Raw genomic sequence first — 23,268 nt, forward strand, 5'->3', positions numbered from 1 at the left:
GGTCAGACTTTCTGGGGATCGGAAGAGGCGCTGGCGTTGGAGAGGTGGATCATCTGCCCCCAGCGCGCCGATCTCTTGATCGCTTCGACGACCCTGAGAGTAGCAAGGCCCTCCCGGCCACTCACCAGAGGCGTGGCATCGCCACGAATGACGTCGCAAAAATGTCTGAGCTGAACGCAAAGGGGATCGGCGGCTGCGTAGGGCACCCGCTCCTGGGCAAGCTGCTCCAGCCAGTCGGGCCTCGAAGGGCTCGTCCAAAGCGTCAAATCGGGAATTCCGAGCGAACCCTTGGTGCCGCCGATCTGGTAGCAGAATTGATCGTAACGGGGAAAAGCGGGATTCTCCCCGGTGGTCATCTCCCAGCTCCAGGGCGCGGCCACGGCGTCACTGCCGTTGAGGGTGGCAAACACCCCGCTTGCAAACCGCAGCGTGACGACGGCTGTATCCTCGACGGCATGGTTCCGTACGGCGTGCGATTCCATCGCATGGACGGCGTCGACCTCGCCGAAGAGATATCGGAAGAGGTCGACATCGTGGATCAGGTTGACGAAGACCGGGCCGGCGCCCGCTTCGCGCCGCCAGGGGATATCGAAATAGTCGTCGGGCTTGGCGACCCAGAACGTGCCGTGCACCGTGACGATCCGGCCAAGCCTTCCGCCGTCGACGATCTGTTTGACCGCCTGGATCATCGGATTGTGGCGTCTGTGATGACCGACCAGCAGCGGTATGCCTGCCTTCTCGCCGGCGACAACGAGTGCTGCTGCAGCATCGACATCGTCGGCGATCGGCTTCTCGATCAGGACAGGGATATCAGCAGCGACGATCTCCATTCCGTTCTCGACGTGAAGCTGGTTCGGCGTTGCCACGATGACGCCGTCAGGCCTGTCCTCGACGCGAATGTCCGAAAAGCTCCGGTACCATCGGGCGCCGACAGTCTCGGCAAAGTCGCGACCGGCGGCGGAAGGATCGATCACCGCCGAGAGAACGGTTCCGGGCTCGGACATGACACGCTCGACGTGGCGCCTGCCGATGAGGCCGGCTCCCATGACTGCAATCTCTAGCGGCTTCATTGCCGGCTCCCATAATTTCCCAGACGCATCGACCTTGAGACGCCTTACTTCCGCAGGATTTCTCCGAGGAATTTCCTGGTTCGCTCATGCTGCGGGTTTGTGAAGAACTCGGCGGGCGGGGCTTCCTCGACGATCGCGCCGCTGGCCATGAAGATCACGCGATCGGCGACCTGGCGGGCAAAGCCCATTTCATGCGTGACGCAGATCATCGTCATGCCCTCGTCGGCCAGCGCGATCATCGTATCCAGCACCTCCTTGACCATCTCCGGATCGAGCGCCGACGTCGGTTCATCGAACAGCATCACTTTCGGCCGCATGCAAAGCGCGCGCGCGATTGCCACGCGCTGCTGCTGGCCACCAGAAAGTTGCACCGGATATTTGTCGGCCTGCTCCAGGATCTTGACCCGCTCAAGCAGCCCGCGTGCCCGTTCCTCGGCCTCCGCCTTGCCGACGCCGACGGCCTTCATCGGCGCCAGCATGCAATTCTGCAGCACGGTCAGATGCGGAAACAGATTGAACTGCTGGAAGACCATACCGACCTCACGACGGATCGCATCGATGGTCTTGGCCTGATTGCCGAGAAGAATCCCGCCGACGCGGATTTCACCCTTCTCGTAGGTCTCGAGATGGTTAATGCAGCGAATGAGCGTCGACTTGCCGCTGCCGGAGGGCCCGCACAAGACGATCCTCTCGCCGCTGCGAACCGATATGTTGATGTCGTGCAGGGCTTGAAAAGCGCCATACCACTTCTCCACCCGCTCCATGGTGATCATGGTTTCCGCGCCTTGAGCGGGACTGGGACTGGTCATCGGTAGAAACTCCATATGGCGGACTGGACCGCGTCGAGGACGAGGGATGCGGATCAGCGCGCAGAGGCGGCAAACTTTCGTTCGAGGCGGGCGCCAAGAATCGTCAGTGGGCAGCACATCAGGAAATAGAGAATGCCGACGATGCCGAAGACCGTCAGCGGTTGGAAGATCTGGTTGGAGATGATGTTGCCGGCCCGCGTCAGCTCGGTGAAGCCGACGATCGATGCAAGCGAGGTGCCTTTGATCAACTGCACGAGGAAACCTATCGTGGCGGGCAGCGAAATGCGCAGCGCCTGCGGCAGGATGACATCCTTCATGCGCGAGATGTATCTGAGGCTGAGAGCCTTTGCCGCTTCCGTCTGGCCGCGCGGAACCGCTTCGATCGATCCGCGCCAGATCTCGCCGAGATAGGCACTGGCGTGCAGCGTCAGTCCGATGGCGACGGCCACCCAGGCATCGAGCATCAGCCCCACCAGTGCCAGGCCGTAATAGACGACGAAAAGCTGCATCAGTAGCGGGGTTCCCTGGAAGACGGCGATATAACCGGCCGTGACGCGTTCCAGCAGCGGCATGCCCGAGGCACGGGCAAGGGCGACGCCGAGCCCTGCGATGCCACCGCAGACAAAGCCTACAGCGGACAGGACAACGGTCCATTTCAGGCCGATCAGGAGGAAGACGAATTCTTCGTGACCCATGGAATTCCTCCTACTTGACCGGATATTTGAAGTAGCGCGCCGAAAACAGCGCGAAGATGCGCATCATCAGCCAGGAGATCACGAAATAGAAAACCGTGACGGTGAAGTAGACCTCGAAGCTCCGGAAGCTCTCCGACTCGATACGCTGCGAAACGGACGTCAGCTCGTAGGCCGAAATCGCCGATGCAATGCTGGTGGTCAGCGTCAACAGGACGAACTGGCTGGTCAAAGACGGATAGATCGCCCGCAATGCCGGCTTGAGGATGATCAGCCGGAAGACCTGAGCCTTGTGCAGACCAAGCGCCAGACCCGCTTCCATCTGTCCCTTCGGGATCGACTGGACGCCGCCGCGAATGATCTCGATCGCGTAGGCGCCGCCATTGATGCCGAGTGCGATAATCGCCGTCGGCGTCGGATCCAGCCTGATGCCTGTCAGCGGAAGCGCGAAGTAGATGAAGAAGATCTGGACCAGAAACGGCGTGTTGCGGATCAATTCGACGAAGGCGATGACCAGCCATCGCGCCGGCTTCAGCGCGGAGTCGCGGAGCGCAACCCCGCCAATTCCGATGATGATTGCCAGCAGCATCCCACAAATGGCAAGCAAGAACGTCCCGAGGCAGCCGAGCAGAAGGCTCGGCAGGCCATCTATGACCGGGGTGAAATCCAACTTATAATTCATGGCGATCCTTCTGGTCCGTCTTCCCGAGAATTCAGTCCCGCTTGACCATTCCAGCCATCGCCTGGACGGCGAGTTCGTAGCCGTCGGCTCCAAAACCGATCATGATGGCCGTGGCAACGCGCGAGATCAGCGAATTATGGTAGATGTTTTCGCGCGCATGGACATTGGAGATGTGCAGTTCGATCTTCGGCGGGTCGAACATTTTCAGCGCATCGAGAAGAGCGATCGATGTGAACGTGTAGCCGGCAGGATTGATGATGATGCCACAGGCGTCGGTCCGGGCCTGGTGCACGCTCTCGACCAGTTCGCCCTCGAAATTGGTCTGCCGAAACTCGACGTCGAATCCCAGGGCTTTTGCCTTGGTCACGCACCGTTTCCTGATGTCGGCCAGCGTCGTGGTTCCATAGATCGCCGGCTCGCGCTGACCGAGAAGATTGAGGTTCGGCCCGTTGAGCACAAAGATTGGTTTGGTCATATCGCGCTCCTGGATGCGGGCAGAGCCTTAAGCATGGCGGTTGCGTTGCCGGGCATGGCTGCCCGCCTTCATTGGTAAAGGCTTCGTCTGGACGTCAAAATCCCCGCCCCAAGGCGATCGCCGCCTGCCCCTCATCCGGCTGCCGCCACCTTCTCCCCGCAGGCGGGGAGAAGGGACAAGCTGCAACCTCTCCGTCCCTCACGCACCCCTCGCGGGGCACGTCCCCTCTCCCCGTTTTTACGGGGAGAGGGTTAGGGTGAGGGGCAGCTATCCTTGGCCGTTCGCTCAGTTCGCCGCGAACGGAATGCCTTCCAGCGTTTCCGGGAATTGCGGGACCGGAACCTTCATCCACTTGTCGTAGACTGCCTTGAGTTCGCCGTTGGCCTTGATCTTGTCGATGAAGGTGTTGAGCGCCGCATTGATTTCCTTTTCGCCGAGACGGGTGCAGGCACCGTTGTAGAGCTTCTGGAATTCAAGCTTGTTTTCGAATTCGCCCGGACGGGCCTTCTCCACCCGGTCCATGTAGAAAATGTTGCCGCCAAGTGTCTCGACCTGGCCGGACACCAGGGCCTGGACGCTCGCGGCGTCTCCATCATAGCGCCGGATGGTCGTGCTCGGCGGTGCGTTCTTGGTGACCTGCGTGTCCTGGGCTGCACCCTTGGCGACGCCGACCGTGAACTTGGCCATGTCGTCATTCTTCTTGATCTCAGCCGATTTCGGACCAATCAGAACGATGGCATTGGCGACATAGGGCTTGCTGAACTGCACGGCCTTCGCGCGATCCGGCAGCATCGCCATCGTCGCGAACAGAACGTCGACGCGGCCGGCCGTCAGTGCGGGAATGCGGTTGTTGACTTCAAGCGGCACGAACTCGACCGAAACACCCAGTTCCTTGGCAAACAGCGTTGCGATGTCGGCGTCGAGGCCGTCCTGTTTGCCGCCGCTGGTCACGAAGCCCCAGGGCGGGTTGTCACCCTGAATTCCGACGATGATCTTGCCGCGAGCCTTGATTTCATCAGGCGTGATGGCGGCGGCCGGTTGCGCCAGGGTGACGGCAGCCACAAGGGCCGCGGCTCCGAGCATCGCGTTTCGGCGCGTCAGCATAGATTTGAACATGTGATTCCTCCTCCTTTGGCGGTCACTCGACCGGACAGCCACCTCACCTTTGACTGTGAGAGGAATGATTGCCAGAGACGAGCACTCAAATCAACAGAGTTTTTCAAAATCATATGAGAATTTATAATAAGACACGCTATTTGAATTCCTCACGACATTTGCCATAATAGTATCGAGCGATTTCCAGGACGCATCGTGGCGTTCGGCGCTCGTTTAAATCTCGCAGGGATATCGGAAGGGCTTTGACATGAGGACCTCGATTGCGACTGTAACGATCAGCGGCGAACTGCCGGAGAAGCTCGAGGCGATCGCCCGAGCGGGCTTCGACGGCGTCGAGATCTTCGAAAATGATTTCCTCGCCTTCGACGGAAGCCCGGCCGATGTCGGAAAACTCGTCCGCGACTATGGCCTGGAGATCACCCTGTTTCAGCCATTTCGTGATTTCGAAGGCATGCCGGAGCCGCTGCGAAGCCGCACGTTTGACCGCGCGGAACGGAAGTTCGACGTGATGCAGCAGCTTGGAACGGATCTTGTGCTCGTCTGCTCCAACGTCTCGCCGGCCGCTATCGGCGGCATCGACCGGGCGGCGGCGGACTTTCATGAACTCGGCGAGCGTGCCGCCAGGCGTGGACTGAGGGTGGGCTACGAGGCGCTTGCCTGGGGTCGCCATATCAGCGACCACCGCGACGCCTGGGAGATCGTCCGTCGCGCCGATCATCCGAATGTCGGTCTTATCCTCGACAGCTTTCACACTTTGTCGCGCAAGATCGACGTCAATTCGATCCGCTCGATTCCGAAGGAGAAGATCTTCATCGTCCAGCTCGCCGATGCCCCTGATATCGACATGGACCTGCTCTACTGGAGCCGTCACTTCCGAAACATGCCGGGTGAAGGCGACCTTCCCGTGACGGCGTTCACCGAACGCCGTCGCAGCGACAGGTTATGACGGGTATTTCTCCCTGGAGATCTTCAACGACCAGTTTCGAGGCGGTTTGTCGCGTGCGATCGCGGCCGATGGCCACCGCTCGCTGCTCTATCTTGGCGACCAGGTACGGCGCCATCTCGGCATCGGAAGCATGACCGGAGCGGCGATGCCGGAAAGGCCTTCCGTCAAGGGTGTCGGCTTCGTCGAGTTCGCCACGGACGAACAGGATGAAGTCGAGCTGGTTGCATTGCTGCGCACCCTCGGATTCAAAAGGACGGCAATCCACCGCACGAAGAAGGTCTCGCTTTTCGAGCAAGGCGAGATCCGCATCCTCGTCAATGTCGATCAGGCAGGATTCGCGAACGCGGCCTACGCCGTTCACGGTACTTTTGCCTATGCCATGGCCCTGATCGTCGACGATGCGGCCAAGGCCTATGAGCGGGCGCTCGCCTTGGATGCCGAGCCATTCACCCAGCCTGTCGCAGACGGTGAGCTGGAGCTGCCTGCCGTCCGCGGTGTCGGAGGCGGGATCGTCTACCTCATCGACGACAAGAGCGCATTGGGTCGCTTCTCCGAAATCGACTTTCAGCCGGTCACCGACGACAGCGACGCGCCGTCCGCGGGCCTTTTGCGCATTGATCACGTCGCCCAGACGGTCGGCTACGATGAAATGCTCACTTGGCTGCTGTTCTACACGTCCATTTTCGAGACGCGGAAGACCCCGATGGTCGATATCATCGATCCGGCCGGGGTGGTGCGCAGTCAAGTCGTCGAGAACGACACCGGGGCGCTGCGCATTACCATGAACGGCGCCGAGAATCGCCGCACTCTGGCGGGACATTTCATTGCCGAGAAATTCGGGGCCGGCATACAGCATCTGGCGTTTTTGACCGACGACATCTTTGCAACCGCCGAAAGCCTTCGTGTTTGCGGTTTCAGATCACTGCACATTTCGCCGAACTACTATGACGACGTCGAAGCACGCTTCGGCCTCGATCCCGCATTGACCGAGCGGCTGAAGGCGGAGAACATCCTCTATGACCGCGACGAGCATGGTGAATATTTCCAGCTCTATAGCGGAACCTATGGAGAGGGTTTCTTTTTCGAGATCGTCGAGCGCCGCGGCTACCGCGGCTACGGCGCGCCGAACGCAATTTTCCGCATCGCCGCCCTGAAGAAACAGATGCGACCGGAGGGAATTCCGAAAGACGCATTTTGAGACCCTGCTCAGAGAATGCGGCCGCTCTTCAGCACATGTTCGACGCCGCTTTGAACGTGCCGTCTGACGACGTCGGTCGCACCAGCGACGTCGCGCTGAATGGAAAGCTCAAACAGAAGCCTATGGTCATCCACCACAGGCTTGCCGCGAAAACTCTCGGCCAGCATATGGTAGCGAAGAAAGCGGTCGAAGACAGACGACAATGTTGCCATCAGCGTCGCTGAATTGCAGGCCGAGACGATCGCCTGATGAAACTCCCAGTCGTATCGGACCCAATCGACGGTCCGCGAGACATCGCCCGCGAGAAGCTTGCGTTCCGCGGCAGCCAGCCTGTGATGGGCGGCGACGATGCGCCCCTCCCATTCAAGATTTCCGGCAGCGAAGGCAAGGCCGATCGCATGTGTCTCAAGAACGATCCTGAGGTCGGCGAGCTCGAGGAGCTCGCGGCGCGAAGCGGGGCTGACTTCGAAACCACGCTGCCCCTCGGCGACAACGAGGTTTTCCGTGGTCAGGCGGCTCAGGATTTCGCGGAGCGATGAGATGCCGATGGAGTAACGTTCTTTTGCCTGCTCCAGCTTGATCTTGGCCCCCGGCGGCAATGTCCCGGATATAATATCCTCGCGAATCTGCCGGAAGACGACATCGCTTACTGTTTCAGCCGGGTCATGGACTTGCTTGAGCATGGCTTTTCCTGGTTTCGCCGAAATGTCTGAGTTGGTGAACCTAAAGCTCGAAGAGAAACATCCGGATCATTTCTATTTCAGCGTTCCTCTTGCCAGCGCATGTTCGACCCCGCCTTGGATATGCAGGACAAGCACCCGCTTGGCCGTCTCTGCGTCACGTCGCAATGCCGCATCCAAAAGCTGCTGATGTTCATTGGCCGCGACATCGCCTCGATAGGACAAGGCAACCATCTGATATCTGAGATATCTGTCGAAGATCACCGAATGCGTCTCCATCAGCAGTTTCGACCCGCAAGCAGATATCAGCGCCTGATGGAACTCCCAGTCGTAACGCTTCCAGTCCTCGGCCCTGCTGGTATCGCCGGATGCCATCACCTGTTCCATCCGCGCCAATTTGTAATGCGCCGATACCAGCGGGGCCTCCCACTCCACGTCGCCATGCACGAACGACTGCTCCAGCGCATGCGTTTCCAGGAGAAGCCTCAGCGCCGCCGTCTCCTTGAGGTCGGAAACCGACACCGGAGACACTTCGAAGCCTTTTTGCCCCTCGGCGACGACGAGCCCCTCGGAGGAGAGCCGGTTCAAGACTTCACGAAGTGTGCTGATGCTGGTCTCGTAGGTCTCCTTCAGGCTTTCCAGCTTCAATTTTTGTCCGGGAGCCAGCCGGCCAAAAATGATGTCGGCCCGAATGCGCCTGTAGCTGCTCTCGGCAATGGTCTCGTTGATAACCGGCTGCAACATGGCGAGTCTCTTATATTTTCTATATCATCGGATATATCTCTTTCTGGCATTCGCAAGCAAGGAAACATTCGCAGAATACGGGTCACAATTTTCTCATATGATGCTGGTTTTCCCGGAGAACCGGCTAGCAGGGCTCGACGACAATACAAGCGCCAATGTCGTTTCGGGCAGGCGCTACGCCGCGGCTGTCGTGCTGCTTTTAAAACCGGATTTTCGGCTCAACAGGGCGGCAATTGTTTTTTCAATCGCGCGCAACCATCTAATAGGCATGACTTACGGGAAAATGTCCCCACCTTCAGCAGCGCGTTTACCGAAAAGCAATCATACTGGCTTGCTTTCCGAGCCGAAAGCCGATTGCTTAGGAAAATCTACTTCTTCTTCCGCTAGCGGTTAGGAGAATACAAAGGGGAACAGACAAACCCGTGGAATTCTGCTGCTTCGCATAGAGACGAACTATGACTACGATGGCGATGCGGGAAGGCCGGTTTGAAGAACGATGACGACAGAACTGTTTCAGGTAAAATTTTGGGGCGTCCGCGGCAGTATTCCCGTGTCAGGCCCCGAGTTCGATCGCTACGGCGGTAACACTTCCTGCATCGAGATTCGCTGCGGAGAGCATCGGATGATCTTCGACGCAGGCTCCGGCCTACGCGAGGCCGGGCTGTCGATGCTCGCCGACAGCGTCAGCGACGTCGACCTGTTTTTCAGCCACTGCCATTACGATCACATCATCGGTCTGCCGTTCTTCAAGGCAATCTATTATCCCTCGATCAACGTCAACATCTGGTCCGGCCATCTCGATGGCAAGATGAGCACCCGGGAAATGGTCGAGCAGTTCATCAGCCCGCCCTGGTTTCCCGTCAAAACTGATATCTGTCAGGCGACGATGAATTTCAGCGATTTTCATGCCGGTCAGGTGCTGAACCCGCGCCCAGGCATTGAGATCAAAACCTTCATGCTGAACCATCCAGGTGGGGCGATTGGTTACCGCATTGAATGGCAGGGCCGTTCGATCGCTCTTATCTACGATATAGAACACACCCCCGGTTCCTACGATCCGGTCGCGCTCGAGATGATGCAGGACGCTGATCTCGTCGTCTACGATTGCACCTACAATGAAGACGAGATGCAGCGTTTCAAGGGCTTCGGCCATTCGACCTGGCAGCATGGCACCGAGCTTGCGAAGATGGCAGGCGCCAAGCGCTTCGCGCTCTTCCATCACGCCCCTTCCCGGACGGACGAACAGCTGGCGCAGATGGAAGCGCAGGCCCAGGCCGCCTTCCCTGAATCCTTCGCCGCGCGCGACAATCAGACCGTATTGATCTAGCAGGCGCCGAAGGCCGCCTTCGTCTTGTGCAGTCCGAAGCTCTTCGGCAGAGAGCCGCCTATCTATCGAACTGAGCAGGTTTGCGACGTCTCGACGGAACAGATACTGGGCCGGACCGTTTTCTCCGCAGCGCAAAATCAACGAAAACAGGATCAGTCATGACCGTGCTTTCCGGAAAGTGTCTCTGCGGGCAGGTGCGCATTTCCGTCCGGGGCGAACCCTTACGCGTTGGGATCTGTCATTGCACGGACTGTCGGCAGGAAAGCGGTTCGGCCTTTACCTTCTATGGCATCTGGCCCGCCGACCAATTCGAACATTCAGGGGGAACCGCCGCGTTCCAAGGCCGGCATTTCTGTCCCGGTTGTGGCTCGCGGCTGTTTTCCGCCGATGACCGGGAGGCGGAAATCAAGCTTGGCATCCTCTCCGAGGCGCCGACGCCTCTGGTGCCGAGCTACGAACTCTGGACCAAACGCCGCGAACCGTGGCTGCGACCGGTGGAAGGCGCAAAGCAGTATGACGAAGACCGAAAGTGAAGAACAGTTCTGAGGAGGTTGCCGTGGCCATTCTTGTCCGACATCGCTGGATTACTGTTGCCGGCGTCGAAACCTTTTACCGCGAGGCCGGCCGGGAAGATGCGCCGGTCTTGTTGCTGCCGCACGGATATCCCTGCTCATCCTATGAATTTCGCAATCTCATGCCGCGCCTTGCCGACCGCTGGCGCCTGATTGCGCCGGATTTCCCGGGTGCGGGCTATAGCGGTACGCCGGATGATTTCGACTATAGCTTCGATGGATATGCCGCCTGGCTGGAGGCCTTCGTCGATGCGATGCATGTCGACCGGTTTGTCCTCTACCTCCACGACTTCGGCTCGCCGATCGGTGCGCGGTTGGCAATCAAAGACCCTCACCGCGTCGCCGGGCTGATCATCCAGAATGGCGATATCCCCTATGAAGATGCCCTCGGACCGAAATATGCGGATATCGAGGCGACATGGACGCTTCCGAGATCGGAGATGAGGAAGGTGCTGGCGGAGGCGATCAGCGAGGCGGCCTTCAAGGAGGAGTTCCTCAACGATCTGCCGCCTCCCCTGGCCGATACGATCCCGCCCGATCTCTGGAAGCTGCATTGGTTGCTGATCACGCCGCGGCGCAAGGACATCGCCATAGACCTCATCGCCGGACTGAAGGAGAACCGGGCCTGGTTCCCGGAACACCGGAAATATCTCAGCGAATACCGGCCGCCGACCTTGATCGTCTGGGGTCCGAACGACCACTACATGCCGGAAAAGTCGGCTCGGGCCTATCTGCGCGATCTGCCGGATGCCGAACTCCATCTGCTCGGCGGCGGCCACTGGCTGCTCGAGACGCATCTCGATGACGTCGTGGCACTCATGCGCGAATTCCTTGAACGGGTTCACGCGCCTGAGCCTTGAGAAGTGCCGACGCCGGCGACCAGCGGACGGCGGGATGCCGGGCTGTCGTCGCAAACAAGGCTGACAGAAAATCCCATGCGGCCGCGTCATGCACCAGATGGTGCGTGAGCACGCCGATGGGCTCGTCGCTGCCGGCAAACCGGTCGTCAAGCTCGGCCACCAGCTCTTCCACCAATTCCCCCGCGCTCCGTCCGCCGCGCGTGCCGTGCCAGTCGATGATGTCGACATGGGTGTTGAGGAGCGGCATCGGCCCATCCTGCTTTGCCCGCCCATAGACTGAAAGGGCTGCAAATCCGAGGCTGGGCAGCGCCGGGATGAGAGCCGCGTCGATCCGGTTCCACGGCGGCACCAGCACTGGCAGGAAGCGGGCCGGATACAGCCGCTCCAGCAACCGGAACCCTTCGCCCAACTCGCCGAGCACGGCCTCAGCCGCCCGCTCGCCGCCGAGTTCCTGCTTCTTCCCGTGCGGCCCCGCGTAATTCGTATGAGACCAACCATGCACCGCGACCGCGACGCCCGCCTCCTCCGCCAGCCGCAGGGCCAGGGCCTCGCCGGTCAGGCCGGGAATGACGGCAAGCGCCAGCGGCACCCGGCTTTCGCCAGTCAGCGCCAGCAGCGTCTCCAGATCAGACGTCGGCTCGACCGCATCGTCGTCTCGCAGCCACAAGCGCGCCACGCGGCCGGCGGCCTGCCAGCGGTCAAGCTCTCGGTGCAAGGGGTCCCAGGCTATCCCGTCGGTCATCGCGTCACTCCTGTTGCTGCGCTGTCCCGCAAAATTCCGTTCAATACCCGCGCCGCCATCGCAAGCGAGCGATCGTCGAGCACGAAGCGCCGCGCCGCCTGCCCCATGGCGTCACGCCTATGCCTGTCGTCAAGCAGGGCAGCCACGGCCTCTGCATAGGCGGCGACATCGCCATCAGGTGTCAGCAACCCGGTCACACCAGCCTCGACCACATCAGGCACGCCTGCCGTTTCCTGCGCGACGACAGGGAGGCCGGCGGCCTGGGCCTCCAGATAGGCAAGGCCGTAAGCCTCGCCGCAGCCAGGCCAGACATAGATGCCGCCGCGTCCGAGCAATTCGGCGATCTCGACGGCATTCCGCTCGCCCAGCCATTCGATGCGGCCGGCAAGACCGGCAAACAGCGCCTGCACCTCCTGGCGCATCGGCCCATCGCCGATGACGGCAAGCGTCCACGCGCGGTCTTCGATGAGCCGCAATGCTGTTGCGAGCATCGCATAACTGTCCATCTTGTCACCGGCCCGCATCATCGCGACCGTCATCAGCCGGCGCGGATCGGCCGCCGACGACACCTTCTCGAACAACGCCGTGTCGATGAAGGGTTTCAGCCCGGCAAGGCGCGCCTGCGGAAAGGCGTCGGCAAGCCCGGCCTTGTCACGCTCGGTGAAGCTGATATTGACCGCCGCGCGCTTGATCGCCTCGCCCACGCGCTTCTGTGATGTTGCCCAGCCGGTTCGGTCGCGTTTTGCCGCATAGGAGGCTTCCGCGGTGACATAGGGAATGGCGAATTCGGCAGAGATAACAGGCCCGAAGGGATCAGGCGATTTGTAATAGGGGTGGTAGCAGAACCAGAGTTCCGGTCGCGGCCCAGATTTCCATCTCAGCCGCAGCCGCTCCAGTTCGGCGCCGATGGCGGGTTCGAGCGCGGCTGCCGCCTCCGGTGTCGAGGCATAGGTGCGGAATTCGGAGGCGATGTCGACCTGATGCCCACCAAGCTCCAGCGCCCGGATCAACAGCCGCGCCATCAGCCGGTCGCCTGAGGGCACCGGATGGTTCGGCGATTTCATCGGCGCGTAAAAAGCCACCCGCATTGGGACACCTCAGGTAAGACACACTGTTTACAACTTTCGCGCCGGTCGGGAAAATTCCGCTATTGTCCCTTTGCCGAAAACTTGCGCATAAGCATATGGAATGTGATCGCGATCGAAGCAATTCCGCCTCTTTCCCAATCTCTATGGGCCTGCGGTTACATCGACAAGAACGGGAATGAATGACGACGGTCTCGGCCACAGGGATTTTTTCGGAGCGTACGATCAGAAGGGCGAGGCTCGGTTCCGGCCTCGTCATTTTTGTCTTCGTCCTGCTGCATTTGTCGAACCATGCGATCGGCCTGATTTCCGTCTCCGCCGCCGATAAAGCCGCCCATCTCTTTCTGGCGATCTGGCGCAATCCTGTCGGTACCGCCATCTTCTATTTCTCGGTCATCATCCATATCGCGCTGGTGCTACGCGCCATCTATATGCGCCGCAGCCTCGTCATGCCGAAGGGGGAAATGGCGCAGATCGTGCTCGGCCTGATGATCCCGCTGCTTCTCTTCGATCATGTCATCGGCACGCGCATCGCCCACGAGTACTACGGCTACATCGACGACTACGAGACGGTCGTCGGTTCGCTGTGGATCAGATCTCCGGCGAACGGCGCGCGGCAGGCGCTCGCCGTCGTCGCCGTCTGGATCCACGGTTGCATCGGCATCCATTTCTGGCTGCGCTACCGCTCCTGGTACCCAGATTTTGCTCCGCTCATGCTGGCTCTCGCCATCCTCGTGCCGGTGCTCGCGCTGCTGGGCTTCGTCGAAATGGGCCGGACGCTCGCCGACCCTTCCTACCAGCAGTCAATGACGGTCAGCACTTACAAGGAGGGCGTCAACACCCGTTACGCCTCGAACCCGGAAGTTCACCGGCAGGTCGCCATGATCCGCGCCGGGCTCTACGGCGCCTTCTCCGCCTCGCTGCTCATCGTCGTCGCCGCCCGCGCCAGGCGCAAGCTCAAGGAGCGGCTCGACCAGGTCGCCGTGCATTATCCGGGCGGCGAGGTCATCCGCGTGCCGCGCGGCTTCTCGGTGCTGGAAGCGAGCCGGCTCGGCGGCCTGCCGCATTATGCCGTCTGCGGCGGCAAGGGCCAGTGCTCCACCTGCCGCGTGCAGATCCTTGGCGATTACGAAAGCCTGCCTGCCCCCGATAAGATGGAACAGACGACACTGAAGCGCATCAATGCCGGCCCCGACGTCCGGCTCGCCTGCCAGCTTCGCCCGAACCGCGACGTTGCCGTCGCGCCGCTTCTCGTGCCGGCGATCGAGGCAGCACTTCCCGCCAACAGCCAGGAGACCAGCCCCGGACGCGAGCGCGAGATCGCCGTGCTCTTCGTCGATATCCGCCATTTTACCACGCTGACGGAAACTCGCCTGCCCTTCGACGTCGTCTTCCTGCTGAACCGCTATTTCGCCATCATCGGCAAGGCGGTGGAGCAGGCGGGCGGTCGGCTCGACAAGTTCATCGGCGACGGCGCCATGGCGCTCTTCGGGCTCAACACGGCGCCGGAGGAAGCCTGCCGCCAGGCGCTCAACGCGGCAGCAGTGATCGTCGCCGAGATAGAGAAACTCGCCACCGAGCTGGCCGACGAACTGGCGCTGCCGCTGCGCATCGCGATCGGCATTCACACCGGCCCGGCCGTCGTCGGCACGATGGGATACGGCCGGGTGCGCAGCATGACAGCGATCGGCGACACCGTGAATGTTGCGAGCCGGTTGGAAAGTGCCGCCAAGGAATTCGAGGCAGCGATCGTCATCTCCGAACCGGTGGCGAGCCTTTCCGGTGCTGATCTTTCCGGCGTCGAAAGCCGTGAAATCAGCGTGCGCGGCCGGGCCCTGCCCTTGAAAGTCTACGTCATTCCGAGACAGAAAGCGGCAGAACCGCTCGAAGGAAAAACCTGATGCCCGGCAAGCCCTGGTTGACCGCCAAATACTGGAGCCGCCGGCTGCGCAAGGCGCGCAATGCGGCGGCTTCGCGCTTCTTCGACACCCGCTTCGGGCGCCGCCTGCTGATCGAGAATATCGGCCCACGCGTGGTCTCGATGACGGTCGATGCGGGCGACCATCTCATGACCTTCTCGCCCGCCGACTATATCGGCCGCAAGGTCTTCCGGAAGGGTCATTTCGAGCGCGAGGCCGTCGACCGGCTGATCGTCATCCTGCGCGAGCGCGGCCTCTTGCGAAAGGATGCGACGCTGCTCGAGATCGGCGGCAATATCGGGACCCAGACCGTCTATTTCGCCCTCAGCGACACCTACATCAAGATCGTCAGCATCGAGCCCGATCCACGCAATTTCCCGCTGCTTCAACTTAACATCCGCCAGAACCGGCTGGAGGAGAAGGTCCGCCTCGTCAACTGCGCTGCCGGCGAGCACGAAGGCGAGATCGACTTTTTCCTCAACCTCAACAATCACGGCAAGAGCAGCGCCATCCGCCAGAGCCCGAGCGACAGGAAGATCAGCGTGCCGGTGAAGCCGGTCTCCGAGATCCTTGCTGGACTTTCGGTCGACCCGGCCTCAATCGGCCTCGTCTGGATGGATATTGAGGGCTACGAGCCGGTCGCCTGCCAGTCGATGCAGCCGCTGCTTGCCCGCCGCGTGCCGCTCTATATGGAGTTCACGCCGCTCTTCTACGGGCGTGAGGGAACGAAAGCCTTCATATCCATGCTGTCCGGCTTCTACGAGGATTGCCTCGTCCTCTTCGAGGACCGCGAGGTGGAGATGAAGGTCAGCGAACTGCCGGGAGAGTTCGACCAGTACAACGTGCTGTTTTTGCCTTAGGCTTACTTCCGGAAAATTGATCGTTGGCGCCTGCCGTGCGCGCGCCCTTGCATGTTCAAACTGCATCCATTGATGATGGGTGCGATCCCAGACTCGGCGAGCGTTCTCAGCGTGTCGCTGACCCCGATTCCAGAATCAGGCGCGACGCGTTCTTCGCCGCCTTCAATGCCGATGCTGAATTCCGCATCATGTTTGCCACCACTTGGCCTTTTCAAGGACCCGTCGCAGCAAGAACAAGCGCGAAAGCGCCTGAAATGCGTAGCTTCATTATCCTACCCCTCAAATACGATCCTTCGGCGCCTTAAATCTCGGGAAATCTCCCAAGTCAATTCACCGCTCAGAACCACCATTTTTTCCGAGTTACATCGATAGGGGATCGGATCCCACCCTCCCATCATCGTTTAAGGCGAGCAACACAGCCACCAGCAGCCCGGTGTTGCGAATGGTCATGCTCTAAGCAAATACCTCTGCGCTTCGTTCCGGACGCAGCGGATCCGCCCCGAACTTGTTCGGACCTTCTGTGCCCGGAAGCATGGAAATAACAATAGTCACTGGGACTGTGACAAGAACGACATAGGGAATAAAGCTCGGGATAAACAGCGCGAGAAACCACCAAACGGAAATGTTGCGATCATGGAAGCGGCGAACCTGCAGAGATATCAGCGGCAAAAGAATTGCGAGTGTGAACAACATCCAGATGACCACTGTATAGTGAATCGGCGACGGGGCTCCACCGCCACTGGTTGCGAAGGCGAGCACAAAGGCCACAATCATAAGTGGGAACAGCGCCAGCAGACAGAATAGCATGAACCACCAATATTCCGAGCGGGATGCCCTGCCGGAAAAGGTCGCATATTTCTGCTTCAGAACAGTCCGAACAGCTTCGGTGAACCCCATTGAAATGCCCCCATTTCTGCTTGCTGCAAGCGCGGTGATCCACGGTCTCCATCGTCTTGCTTGATAGTCATCCAGATGAAAACAGCTACAATTCAAACGTGGAAATTGCAATAAGTCGGTTGCATCGGCCCATTATTTTAAGAGCAATGATTAACGCGTTGAGATTTTCACGGGGCTGCGAGGTGGACGTGAAGGTCCCCGACCTGCTGGGGAAGAATTCAACCCGCTTAACTTGCTTTTAGCCTTATGCGGCCGACTGCATGACAAGCGATTGATGGCAGTGCACGCCGGCGAGAACGCCTGAGGCGGAGGCGAGCGTGGCATTGTGCATGGCGCTTGCCGCATCGCCGGCGGCGAAGACACCCTTGACGGTGGTTTCCTTGTTATCGGCGATCCGAATGATTGGCCCGAACGGGCCGTCGTCGAAGGAGCAGCCGAGCTGTTCGGCAACCGGGCTCGCCATCGCAGTTTTCGGCGCGACGAAGACGGCATCGAGCGGCACGACGCGGCCATCGGCGAGGCGAACGGCCTCAAGCTTCGGATTGTCGCCCAACAATTCCACGATAGGGCTGCGTTCGATCCGGACATCACGAGCCGTCAACTTCACCAATTGCTCTTCATCGGGCTCGAACAGCGCCTGGGTGAAAAAGGTCGTCGCGCCCCAGTCCGGGATCATCATGGCCGAATGGGCCGAATGGGGATGGTTCGCGAGAACGCCGAGCCTGCCGCCGCCGACCTCAAAACCGTGACAATAGGGGCAGTGCAGCGCGGAGCGGCCCCATCGCTCCCGCAGGCCGGGGATTTCGGGCAGCGTGTCGCTGACGCCGGTTGCGAGCACGATGCGCGCGGCTCGTTCTTCGCCGCCGTCTTCGGTGCCGACAATGAACCCGTCACCATCGCTTTGCGCCCGGACGACTTTCCCCTCGCGGATGGTGATGGTCGGATAAAGCGAAAGCTGCAGTTTTCCTTCCCGCATGATCGCCGCCGGCGTCTGGCCGTCCTGGCCGAGAAAACCGTGTGACGCTTCAGAAAAGCGATTGCGCGGCGCGCCGGCGTCGACGAGCAGAACCCGCCGCCGTGCCCGGACCAGCTGCATGGCAGCCGAAAGGCCGGCAAAGTTTCCGCCGATGATGATGGCTTCGAACGACATGGAACTCTCCCTTGATACTGAACTCATGACTCAACATAAGTTACATGACATGACGCCGTCAAGCATCATGTTACTTGTCTTGTTACGATCTACTTGCGATAATGACCCCATCGACAGGAAGAAAACGATGCGCAATGACAGCCGCCTTTCACGCATGCTGCACGTGCTGATCCACATGGATAAGCACCAGCATTCGGCGACCTCCGACATGATTGCGAAAATGCTGAATACCAATCCGGTGGTCGTGCGCCGCACCATGGCCGGCCTTCGCGAACAGGGCTATGTCCGCTCCGAAAAGGGCCATGGCGGCGGCTGGACGCTGGTGCGTCCGTTATCTGAGATCAGCCTGCTCGACGTCTACCGCGCCATCGGCGAGCCGCATCTCTTCGCCATCGGCCCAGCCGACGATCAGCCGCAGTGTCTTGTGGAACAGGCGGTGAATGTCGCCCTCGGCGACGCGATGAAGGAAGCCCAGGCCCTGCTCCTGCAACGGCTGGACAGCGTGACACTGGACAAAATCGCGGCCGACTTCGAGGCAAAACTTACCACGCTCCCGGCCACATCCTATTCCTGCGCTTCCTGAGCGGGATTACGTCCGGCGGTAGAGGAATAACGGCCCTCCTTGATGCCGTCTGGCAGCGGCGGAGGCAGAAGCTCTGTGTGCTCCAGCGGCAGACCACAGACGGCGATACCGTATGGGCGAGCGGGCTGCCGAACCGTCCACTTGCAAAGCGCACAAGGTGTGTCGTTTCCGCATCACTTTCTGTAAGGTTGCAAATATCCGCTTGGCAACGGCGCATTGCTTCGGTACAAAACGCTCACCGCTTTAGTTCGAACATAAGGGAGGCGTTGCATGCCAGCAATCATCGAAACCTTCCCGTGCGGAATGTCCCGACGCTAGGTCATTTCTATTCGCGGCCCGCCTCGAGCGCGCCCGACATGCGGTTTTCCCTTAATTCATAGCCCGATTGATCTGACGGGATTATTTCGTCTCCCGCTTGGGCTGTGCCATCCAACTCTCTATTTTGAGGACCGGTTGCCGAACACGGCGCCGAGCGATTAAAATGACTCGCAAGAAGCTCGATTTCCGCGCCGATGCCTATCGCCATGTGCTCGGCTTTGTTTTCCGTCATTGGACCCATCGGCCTCTATTGGTGGGCATTATTATTGTGCTTGTGGTCGTCAGCACGCTGGCCGAAGTCATGGTGCCGGTGTTTTCCGGCCGGATCGTCGATGCCATTGCCGGCAGCAACGCGGCTGATGGTGCTCTGCGCGCCTTCGTCATCGTCGTGGCTCTTGGCCTCACCAGCGTGGTGCTGCGCTGGTTCATCTTCAACGGCATCATCCGGCTGACGCTGCGTACCATGGCGGATGTGGTCAATAACGGTTTCCACAAGGTGCAGCGGTTCTCGACCGACTGGCACGCCAACAGCTTTGCCGGTTCGACGGTGCGCAAGATCACCCGCGGCATGTGGGCGCTCGACTCGCTTAACGACTTGCTGCTGGTCGCCCTGCTTCCGTCCATCGTCATGCTGGTGGGCGCCAGTATCGTGCTCGGCAGCTATTGGCCGATCATGGGCCTGCTCGTGGCTGCGGGGTCGCTGATCTATATCGGCGTGACGGTGGCACTATCCATGGGCTTCGTGTCGCCGGCGGCACGGCTTGCCAATGCGTGGGACACCAAGCTTGGTGGTGCGCTGGCGGATGCCATCAGCTGCAATTCGGTGGTCAAGGCCTTCGGTGCTGAAAACCGCGAAGAGGGACGCTTGCGCCACGTGCTGACCAAATGGGACAGCCGCACGCGACGGACATGGAGGCGCGGCACATTGAGCGGCACGATCCAGGGCTTCATGATGGTTTCCATGCAGGCAGGTATTCTGGGAACGGGCCTGGTCATGTGGCAGCAGGGGCTGGCGACGCCTGGCGACATCACCTTCGTGCTGGCCATGTTCTTCGTTCTGCAAGGCTATCTGCGCAATGTCGGCCAGGACATCCGCAATCTGCAGCGTGCCGTCAACGACATGGAAGAACTGGTGCTGCTCGACAAGATGCCGCTCGGCATCGAGGACAAGCCGAACGCCAAGCCGATCAAGATTGGCGAGGGTGAGATCGTCTTCGATCGCGTCACCTTCCAATATGGCGCGCATCCCACCCCGCTTTATGAGGATTTCTCGGTCACCATCAAGCCGGGTGAGCGCGTAGGCCTGGTGGGACATTCGGGCTCCGGCAAGACGACCTTCGTCAAGCTCATCCAGCGCCTCTATGACGTGAACGCGGGCGAAATCCGCATTGACGGCCAGAATATTGCAGAGGCCAAGCAATCAAGCCTGCGCGGCCAGATTGCCATCGTGCAGCAGGAGCCCATCCTGTTCCACCGCACGTTGGCGGAAAACATCGCCTATTCAAGGCCGAACGCCTCGCGGCGCGAGATCGAGCAGGCGGCGAAACAGGCCAGTGCCCACGACTTCATCATGGAGCTTCCCAAGGGCTATGAGACGATGGTCGGGGAACGCGGCGTCAAACTGTCGGGCGGCGAGCGGCAGCGTGTCGCCATTGCCCGTGCCTTTCTGGCTGATGCGCCGGTGCTGATCCTGGACGAGGCGACGTCGAGTCTCGACAGTGAGAGCGAAGTGCAGATCCAGCAGGCCATGGAACGCCTGATGAATGGCCGCACGACGCTGGTGATCGCTCATCGGCTGTCCACGGTTAGAGCGCTGGACCGGCTGCTGGTCTTCGACAAGGGAAAGATTGCCGAAGAAGGCGACCATCCGGCGCTGATCAGGCTCAATAACGGTATCTATCGCCGGCTGTTCGAACGGCAGGCGCTCGAACTGACCAAGGGTCTGGTGGCGTAACCGAAACACTACAACGCCGCGGGTCTTATCAGACGCGCGGCGTTGTAGTACTTTCAATTGCTGATGCTACGTCCTGCGATACAGGAAATACCGGCCTTCCTTGATGCCATCTGGGAGCGGCAGCGCCATCAGCTCGGGATGCTCCAGCGGCAGCCCGCTGACGGCGATGCCGTTAGGGGCCAGCACGCCGGCAATCAGCCGCGGCAGCCAGGTCAGCGTTACCGCGTCGATCTCGTCATGGCCGGTGCCGATATCGGCATGGGCAAGGGCTGCGCCGATGCCGACGAAGGCCTGGCCGGATTCGCGGATATTGCCGGTCACCATGTCTTCTGCCTCTGGTGTCGAGGCCGAATAGGAACGGATTTCCCAGTCGAAAGCGACGATGCGCCGGCCGGGAAAGTTCTCGCGCAGGTGATCATAGGTGCGGCCGTTGCCGAGGCCGAACTCCAGCACCGGGCCTGGCGTTTCCCCCACCAAATCGATGATCGAGTTCAAAATGTCGCGTTGAGCCGTCAACCGGCGAATGAAGCTGTCGAGGCGGCTCATCTAATCTATATCCGTCATGAAATCGTCAGCGGTCCTGGAGGAATTCCAGCAAAAGTGCGAGAGCTGTTTTGCGTCCGGAATTGCGTAAAAACAAAAAGATAGAGCATTTCCGTGCGTCCGAAAAAGCACGAAATGCTCTAACACATGAAACCTTGCCAAGTCGATTGCCGTAAATGGGAATTGGCGTTGCAGTGGCAACATGGGTCTGTGCTAAGCTGGACGATATGAAAACCGTGACCGACGAAGATTTCTTTGCCGCCGTGCCGCTCTTCAGCGAATTCGAGGGCGTGACCGACGCCGCCAATTACCGGCCGCTGCCGGACGGATGGGTGCTGGCGCTGGCCGACATCGTCGGCTCGACGCCGGCAATCGCTGCCGGCCGTTACAAGGACGTCAACATGGCGGGCGCCAGCGTCATATCGGCGGTCTTGAATTCCGTCGGCAAGGGCGACTACCCCTTCGTCTTCGGCGGCGACGGCGCGCTGATTGCGCTTCCGGGTTCGCTGGAAAAGCAGGCGCGCGACGCCCTTGCCGCCGTGCAGGTCTGGGTCGAGGAGGATTTGGGCCTGACGCTGCGCATCGCCATCGTGCCGGTCGCCGACACCCGCGCCGAGGGCCTCGACGTCCGCGTCGCGCGTTACTCCGCAAGCCCTTATGTCACCTATGCGATGTTCTGGGGCGGCGGCACCAGCTGGGCTGAAAAACAGATGAAGCTCGGCCGGTACGGCGTTGCCCGCGCGGCCCCGGGAACGCGCCCCGATCTCACCGGCCTTTCCTGCCGCTGGAGCCCGATCGACGCCAGGCACGGCGAGATCGTCTCGATCATCGCGGTTCCCGGCGAGGGCCGGCCGGGGCAGGAATTCCGGGACCTCGTCAACGGCATCGTCGCCATCACCACCGAGCAGAACCGGGATAGCCACCCGGTACCGGCGGATGGTCCAAACCTTGCCTTCTCCCTGCACGGCATCAACCGCGAAGCCAAGGCCACCGCGCCGGCTGGCCGGCGGTTGCGGCAGAAGCTCATCATCTTCCTGCAGCTTGCCATCACCGTCGTGTGCTACAAGCTCGGCATTCCACTCGGTCGCTTCGACGCCCGCCGCTACAAGCGCGACGTCGCCGGCAATTCCGATTTTCGCAAGTTCGATGACGGGCTGAAGATGACGATCGACGTCGACGCCGAACACCTGAAACGGATCGAAACGCTACTGGAAGCGGCGCGGGCCAAGGGCATTGCCCGCTACGGCCTGCATCGGCAGGCCTCGGCGCTGATGACCTGCTTCGTGCCGACGCCGATCTCGCGCGACCACATGCATTTCATCGACGGTGCGGCCGGCGGTTATGCGGTGGCCGCGAGCCGGATGACCGGCAAATCGCTTTCTACAGCGCCGAGCATGATTTAACACTATGACCGCGCAAGCTTTCGCACGTCGCGATCAATTGCACTGCGCAAGAACCTATTTTTCGTAATGAAATCGGCACTGGATGATTTTCAGCTGCTGGTTGGAACCCTTGCCAGTGACGCAGTAGACGAGCCGATGCTCCCCGAGGATGCGCCTTGACCAAAATCCGGATAGATCGCCCTTCAGTGGCTCTGGCTTGCCAAGACCTTTAAAGGGTGACCTTTTTGTATCCTTCAGCAGTTCGTTGATTTTCTCGACCATCTTCTGGTCGTTTTTCTGCCAGTATTCGTACTCTTCCCAGGAATTAGGAGTCCATAGCAATTTCATATCAGAGAGTGGGATCGCTCTCTACCACCTGCCCCTTTCGAAGCTGTCCTATACTTTCGCGTAGCCGGGCAGAATTAGCAGGCGTCGAGAGCAGGTGTAGCGTCTCTTGCATACTCTCGTACTCGCCTTCGGCAACCAGCACCATTGCTTCCGAGCCTTGACGGGTCACAAGCAGAGGAGCCCGAGAAGAGAGGACTTGATCAAAATAGGTTGCAATGTTTTGCCGGAACTCCGTCAAGCGAACATGGGCCATTCGACATCCTCTCCTAGTTACCAAGTGTACGGATATATGTACAGATTGCTGGAATGTCAAGGA

Annotated in this window: 25 protein-coding genes and 1 pseudogene; 11 read left to right on the plus strand and 15 right to left on the minus strand. The window is 60.2% G+C overall.

All coding sequences use genetic code 11. The features are described 5' to 3' along the window. Nucleotides 1-2: 2 nt before the first annotated feature. The 6 genes from BA011_RS32470 to BA011_RS32495 all read right to left on the minus strand — a co-directional run bounded on the left by BA011_RS32470 (nt 3) and on the right by BA011_RS32495 (nt 4,844). On the minus strand, nt 3-1,070 hold the full coding sequence (locus tag BA011_RS32470; protein WP_065283895.1) for a Gfo/Idh/MocA family protein: 1,068 nt from the start codon (nt 1,068-1,070) through the stop codon (nt 3-5). Between the two features lie 44 nt (nt 1,071-1,114). Beyond that, a complete protein-coding gene (locus tag BA011_RS32475) occupies nt 1,115-1,879 on the minus strand; it encodes an amino acid ABC transporter ATP-binding protein (protein WP_025397739.1) in 765 nt (254 codons plus the stop codon). A 53-nt stretch (nt 1,880-1,932) separates the two neighbouring features. Then, nucleotides 1,933-2,574, minus strand: coding sequence for an amino acid ABC transporter permease (locus tag BA011_RS32480; protein ID WP_065283896.1), 642 nt, complete (start codon nt 2,572-2,574; stop codon nt 1,933-1,935). Between the two features lie 10 nt (nt 2,575-2,584). Continuing rightward, a complete protein-coding gene (locus tag BA011_RS32485) occupies nt 2,585-3,253 on the minus strand; it encodes an amino acid ABC transporter permease (RefSeq protein WP_017991876.1) in 669 nt (222 codons plus the stop codon). Between the two features lie 31 nt (nt 3,254-3,284). After that, the gene (locus BA011_RS32490; protein ID WP_065283897.1) at nt 3,285-3,728 is read right to left on the minus strand and encodes a type II 3-dehydroquinate dehydratase; all 444 of its coding nucleotides are present in this window, start codon (nt 3,726-3,728) and stop codon (nt 3,285-3,287) included. Between the two features lie 285 nt (nt 3,729-4,013). Beyond that, nucleotides 4,014-4,844 carry a transporter substrate-binding domain-containing protein gene (locus BA011_RS32495; RefSeq protein ID WP_065283898.1) on the minus strand — a complete coding sequence of 277 codons (831 nt, stop codon included), beginning with the start codon at nt 4,842-4,844 and terminating at the stop codon, nt 4,014-4,016. Nucleotides 4,845-5,091: 247 nt separating this feature from the next. On the opposite strand from BA011_RS32495, the pseudogene BA011_RS32500 reads away from it, so the two are divergent. Next, nucleotides 5,092-6,988, plus strand: a pseudogene (locus BA011_RS32500) (bifunctional sugar phosphate isomerase/epimerase/4-hydroxyphenylpyruvate dioxygenase family protein). 8 nt (nt 6,989-6,996) lie between these two features. Here the strand turns inward: BA011_RS32500 and BA011_RS32505 are convergent. Together BA011_RS32505 and BA011_RS32510 are read right to left on the minus strand one after the other, a co-directional pair. Then, nucleotides 6,997-7,671 carry a GntR family transcriptional regulator gene (locus BA011_RS32505; protein WP_064246803.1) on the minus strand — a complete coding sequence of 225 codons (675 nt, stop codon included), beginning with the start codon at nt 7,669-7,671 and terminating at the stop codon, nt 6,997-6,999. A gap of 72 nt (nt 7,672-7,743) precedes the next feature. Further along, nucleotides 7,744-8,412, minus strand: coding sequence for a GntR family transcriptional regulator (locus BA011_RS32510; protein WP_065283899.1), 669 nt, complete (start codon nt 8,410-8,412; stop codon nt 7,744-7,746). 97 nt (nt 8,413-8,509) lie between these two features. Between BA011_RS32510 and BA011_RS44585 the strand changes: the two genes are divergently transcribed. From BA011_RS44585 to BA011_RS32525, 4 genes are all read left to right on the plus strand, one after another. Beyond that, nucleotides 8,510-8,806, plus strand: coding sequence for a hypothetical protein (locus tag BA011_RS44585; protein WP_186806623.1), 297 nt, complete (start codon nt 8,510-8,512; stop codon nt 8,804-8,806). A 102-nt stretch (nt 8,807-8,908) separates the two neighbouring features. Continuing rightward, on the plus strand, nt 8,909-9,739 hold the full coding sequence (locus BA011_RS32515; RefSeq protein WP_065283900.1) for an MBL fold metallo-hydrolase: 831 nt from the start codon (nt 8,909-8,911) through the stop codon (nt 9,737-9,739). A 158-nt stretch (nt 9,740-9,897) separates the two neighbouring features. Beyond that, nucleotides 9,898-10,272, plus strand: a complete 375-nt coding sequence (locus BA011_RS32520; RefSeq protein ID WP_065283901.1) for a GFA family protein — start codon at nt 9,898-9,900, stop codon at nt 10,270-10,272. Between the two features lie 23 nt (nt 10,273-10,295). Continuing rightward, nucleotides 10,296-11,171, plus strand: coding sequence for an alpha/beta fold hydrolase (locus BA011_RS32525; RefSeq protein WP_151343696.1), 876 nt, complete (start codon nt 10,296-10,298; stop codon nt 11,169-11,171). Here the strand turns inward: BA011_RS32525 and BA011_RS32530 are convergent. Further along, a complete protein-coding gene (locus BA011_RS32530; protein ID WP_065283903.1) occupies nt 11,128-11,913 on the minus strand; it encodes a polysaccharide deacetylase family protein in 786 nt (261 codons plus the stop codon). The two genes, BA011_RS32525 and BA011_RS32530, sit on opposite strands and share 44 nt — an antisense overlap. Next, nucleotides 11,910-13,001 carry a glycosyltransferase family 4 protein gene (locus tag BA011_RS32535; RefSeq protein WP_065283904.1) on the minus strand — a complete coding sequence of 364 codons (1,092 nt, stop codon included), beginning with the start codon at nt 12,999-13,001 and terminating at the stop codon, nt 11,910-11,912. The genes BA011_RS32530 and BA011_RS32535 overlap by 4 nt, the downstream gene beginning before the upstream one ends. A gap of 179 nt (nt 13,002-13,180) precedes the next feature. Here BA011_RS32535 and BA011_RS32540 point away from each other — a divergent pair, with 179 nt between their 5' ends. From BA011_RS32540 to BA011_RS42920, 3 genes are read left to right on the plus strand one after another with little or no spacing between them, the layout of a single operon-like run. Next, nucleotides 13,181-14,899, plus strand: a complete 1,719-nt coding sequence (locus tag BA011_RS32540) for an adenylate/guanylate cyclase domain-containing protein (RefSeq protein ID WP_065283905.1) — start codon at nt 13,181-13,183, stop codon at nt 14,897-14,899. Continuing rightward, nucleotides 14,899-15,777, plus strand: coding sequence for an FkbM family methyltransferase (locus BA011_RS32545; protein ID WP_065283906.1), 879 nt, complete (start codon nt 14,899-14,901; stop codon nt 15,775-15,777). Before BA011_RS32540 ends, BA011_RS32545 begins: the two co-directional genes overlap by 1 nt. A gap of 23 nt (nt 15,778-15,800) precedes the next feature. Next, a complete protein-coding gene (locus tag BA011_RS42920; RefSeq protein WP_151343697.1) occupies nt 15,801-16,082 on the plus strand; it encodes a hypothetical protein in 282 nt (93 codons plus the stop codon). 148 nt (nt 16,083-16,230) lie between these two features. Here the strand turns inward: BA011_RS42920 and BA011_RS32555 are convergent, their stop codons facing one another. Then, on the minus strand, nt 16,231-16,674 hold the full coding sequence (locus BA011_RS32555; protein WP_065283908.1) for a DUF805 domain-containing protein: 444 nt from the start codon (nt 16,672-16,674) through the stop codon (nt 16,231-16,233). Nucleotides 16,675-16,918: 244 nt separating this feature from the next. After that, entirely contained in the window at nt 16,919-17,824 is a 906-nt protein-coding gene (locus BA011_RS32560) for an NAD(P)/FAD-dependent oxidoreductase (protein ID WP_065283909.1), read from the minus strand. Nucleotides 17,825-17,951: 127 nt separating this feature from the next. Here BA011_RS32560 and BA011_RS32565 point away from each other — a divergent pair, with 127 nt between their 5' ends. Both BA011_RS32565 and BA011_RS32570 read left to right on the plus strand, forming a co-directional pair. Continuing rightward, nucleotides 17,952-18,407, plus strand: coding sequence for an Rrf2 family transcriptional regulator (locus tag BA011_RS32565; RefSeq protein ID WP_065283910.1), 456 nt, complete (start codon nt 17,952-17,954; stop codon nt 18,405-18,407). A gap of 481 nt (nt 18,408-18,888) precedes the next feature. After that, complete coding sequence (locus tag BA011_RS32570) at nt 18,889-20,679, plus strand: ABC transporter ATP-binding protein (protein ID WP_065283911.1); 1,791 nt, start codon at nt 18,889-18,891, stop codon at nt 20,677-20,679. A 66-nt stretch (nt 20,680-20,745) separates the two neighbouring features. Here the strand turns inward: BA011_RS32570 and BA011_RS32575 are convergent, their stop codons facing one another. Next, on the minus strand, nt 20,746-21,225 hold the full coding sequence (locus BA011_RS32575) for a class I SAM-dependent methyltransferase (protein WP_065283912.1): 480 nt from the start codon (nt 21,223-21,225) through the stop codon (nt 20,746-20,748). A gap of 173 nt (nt 21,226-21,398) precedes the next feature. Between BA011_RS32575 and BA011_RS32580 the strand changes: the two genes are divergently transcribed. Further along, the gene (locus BA011_RS32580) at nt 21,399-22,625 is read left to right on the plus strand and encodes a DUF3095 domain-containing protein (protein WP_151343698.1); all 1,227 of its coding nucleotides are present in this window, start codon (nt 21,399-21,401) and stop codon (nt 22,623-22,625) included. Between the two features lie 54 nt (nt 22,626-22,679). On the opposite strand, the gene BA011_RS32585 is transcribed toward BA011_RS32580, so the two are convergent. Beyond that, entirely contained in the window at nt 22,680-22,952 is a 273-nt protein-coding gene (locus BA011_RS32585) for a Txe/YoeB family addiction module toxin (protein WP_065283914.1), read from the minus strand. 1 nt (nt 22,953) lies between these two features. Further along, nucleotides 22,954-23,205, minus strand: a complete 252-nt coding sequence (locus BA011_RS32590; protein ID WP_017968209.1) for a type II toxin-antitoxin system Phd/YefM family antitoxin — start codon at nt 23,203-23,205, stop codon at nt 22,954-22,956. Nucleotides 23,206-23,268 lie beyond the last annotated feature (63 nt).

The organism is Rhizobium leguminosarum (assembly GCF_001679785.1).
GTDB classification, from domain to species: Bacteria; Pseudomonadota; Alphaproteobacteria; order Rhizobiales; family Rhizobiaceae; genus Rhizobium; species Rhizobium leguminosarum_R.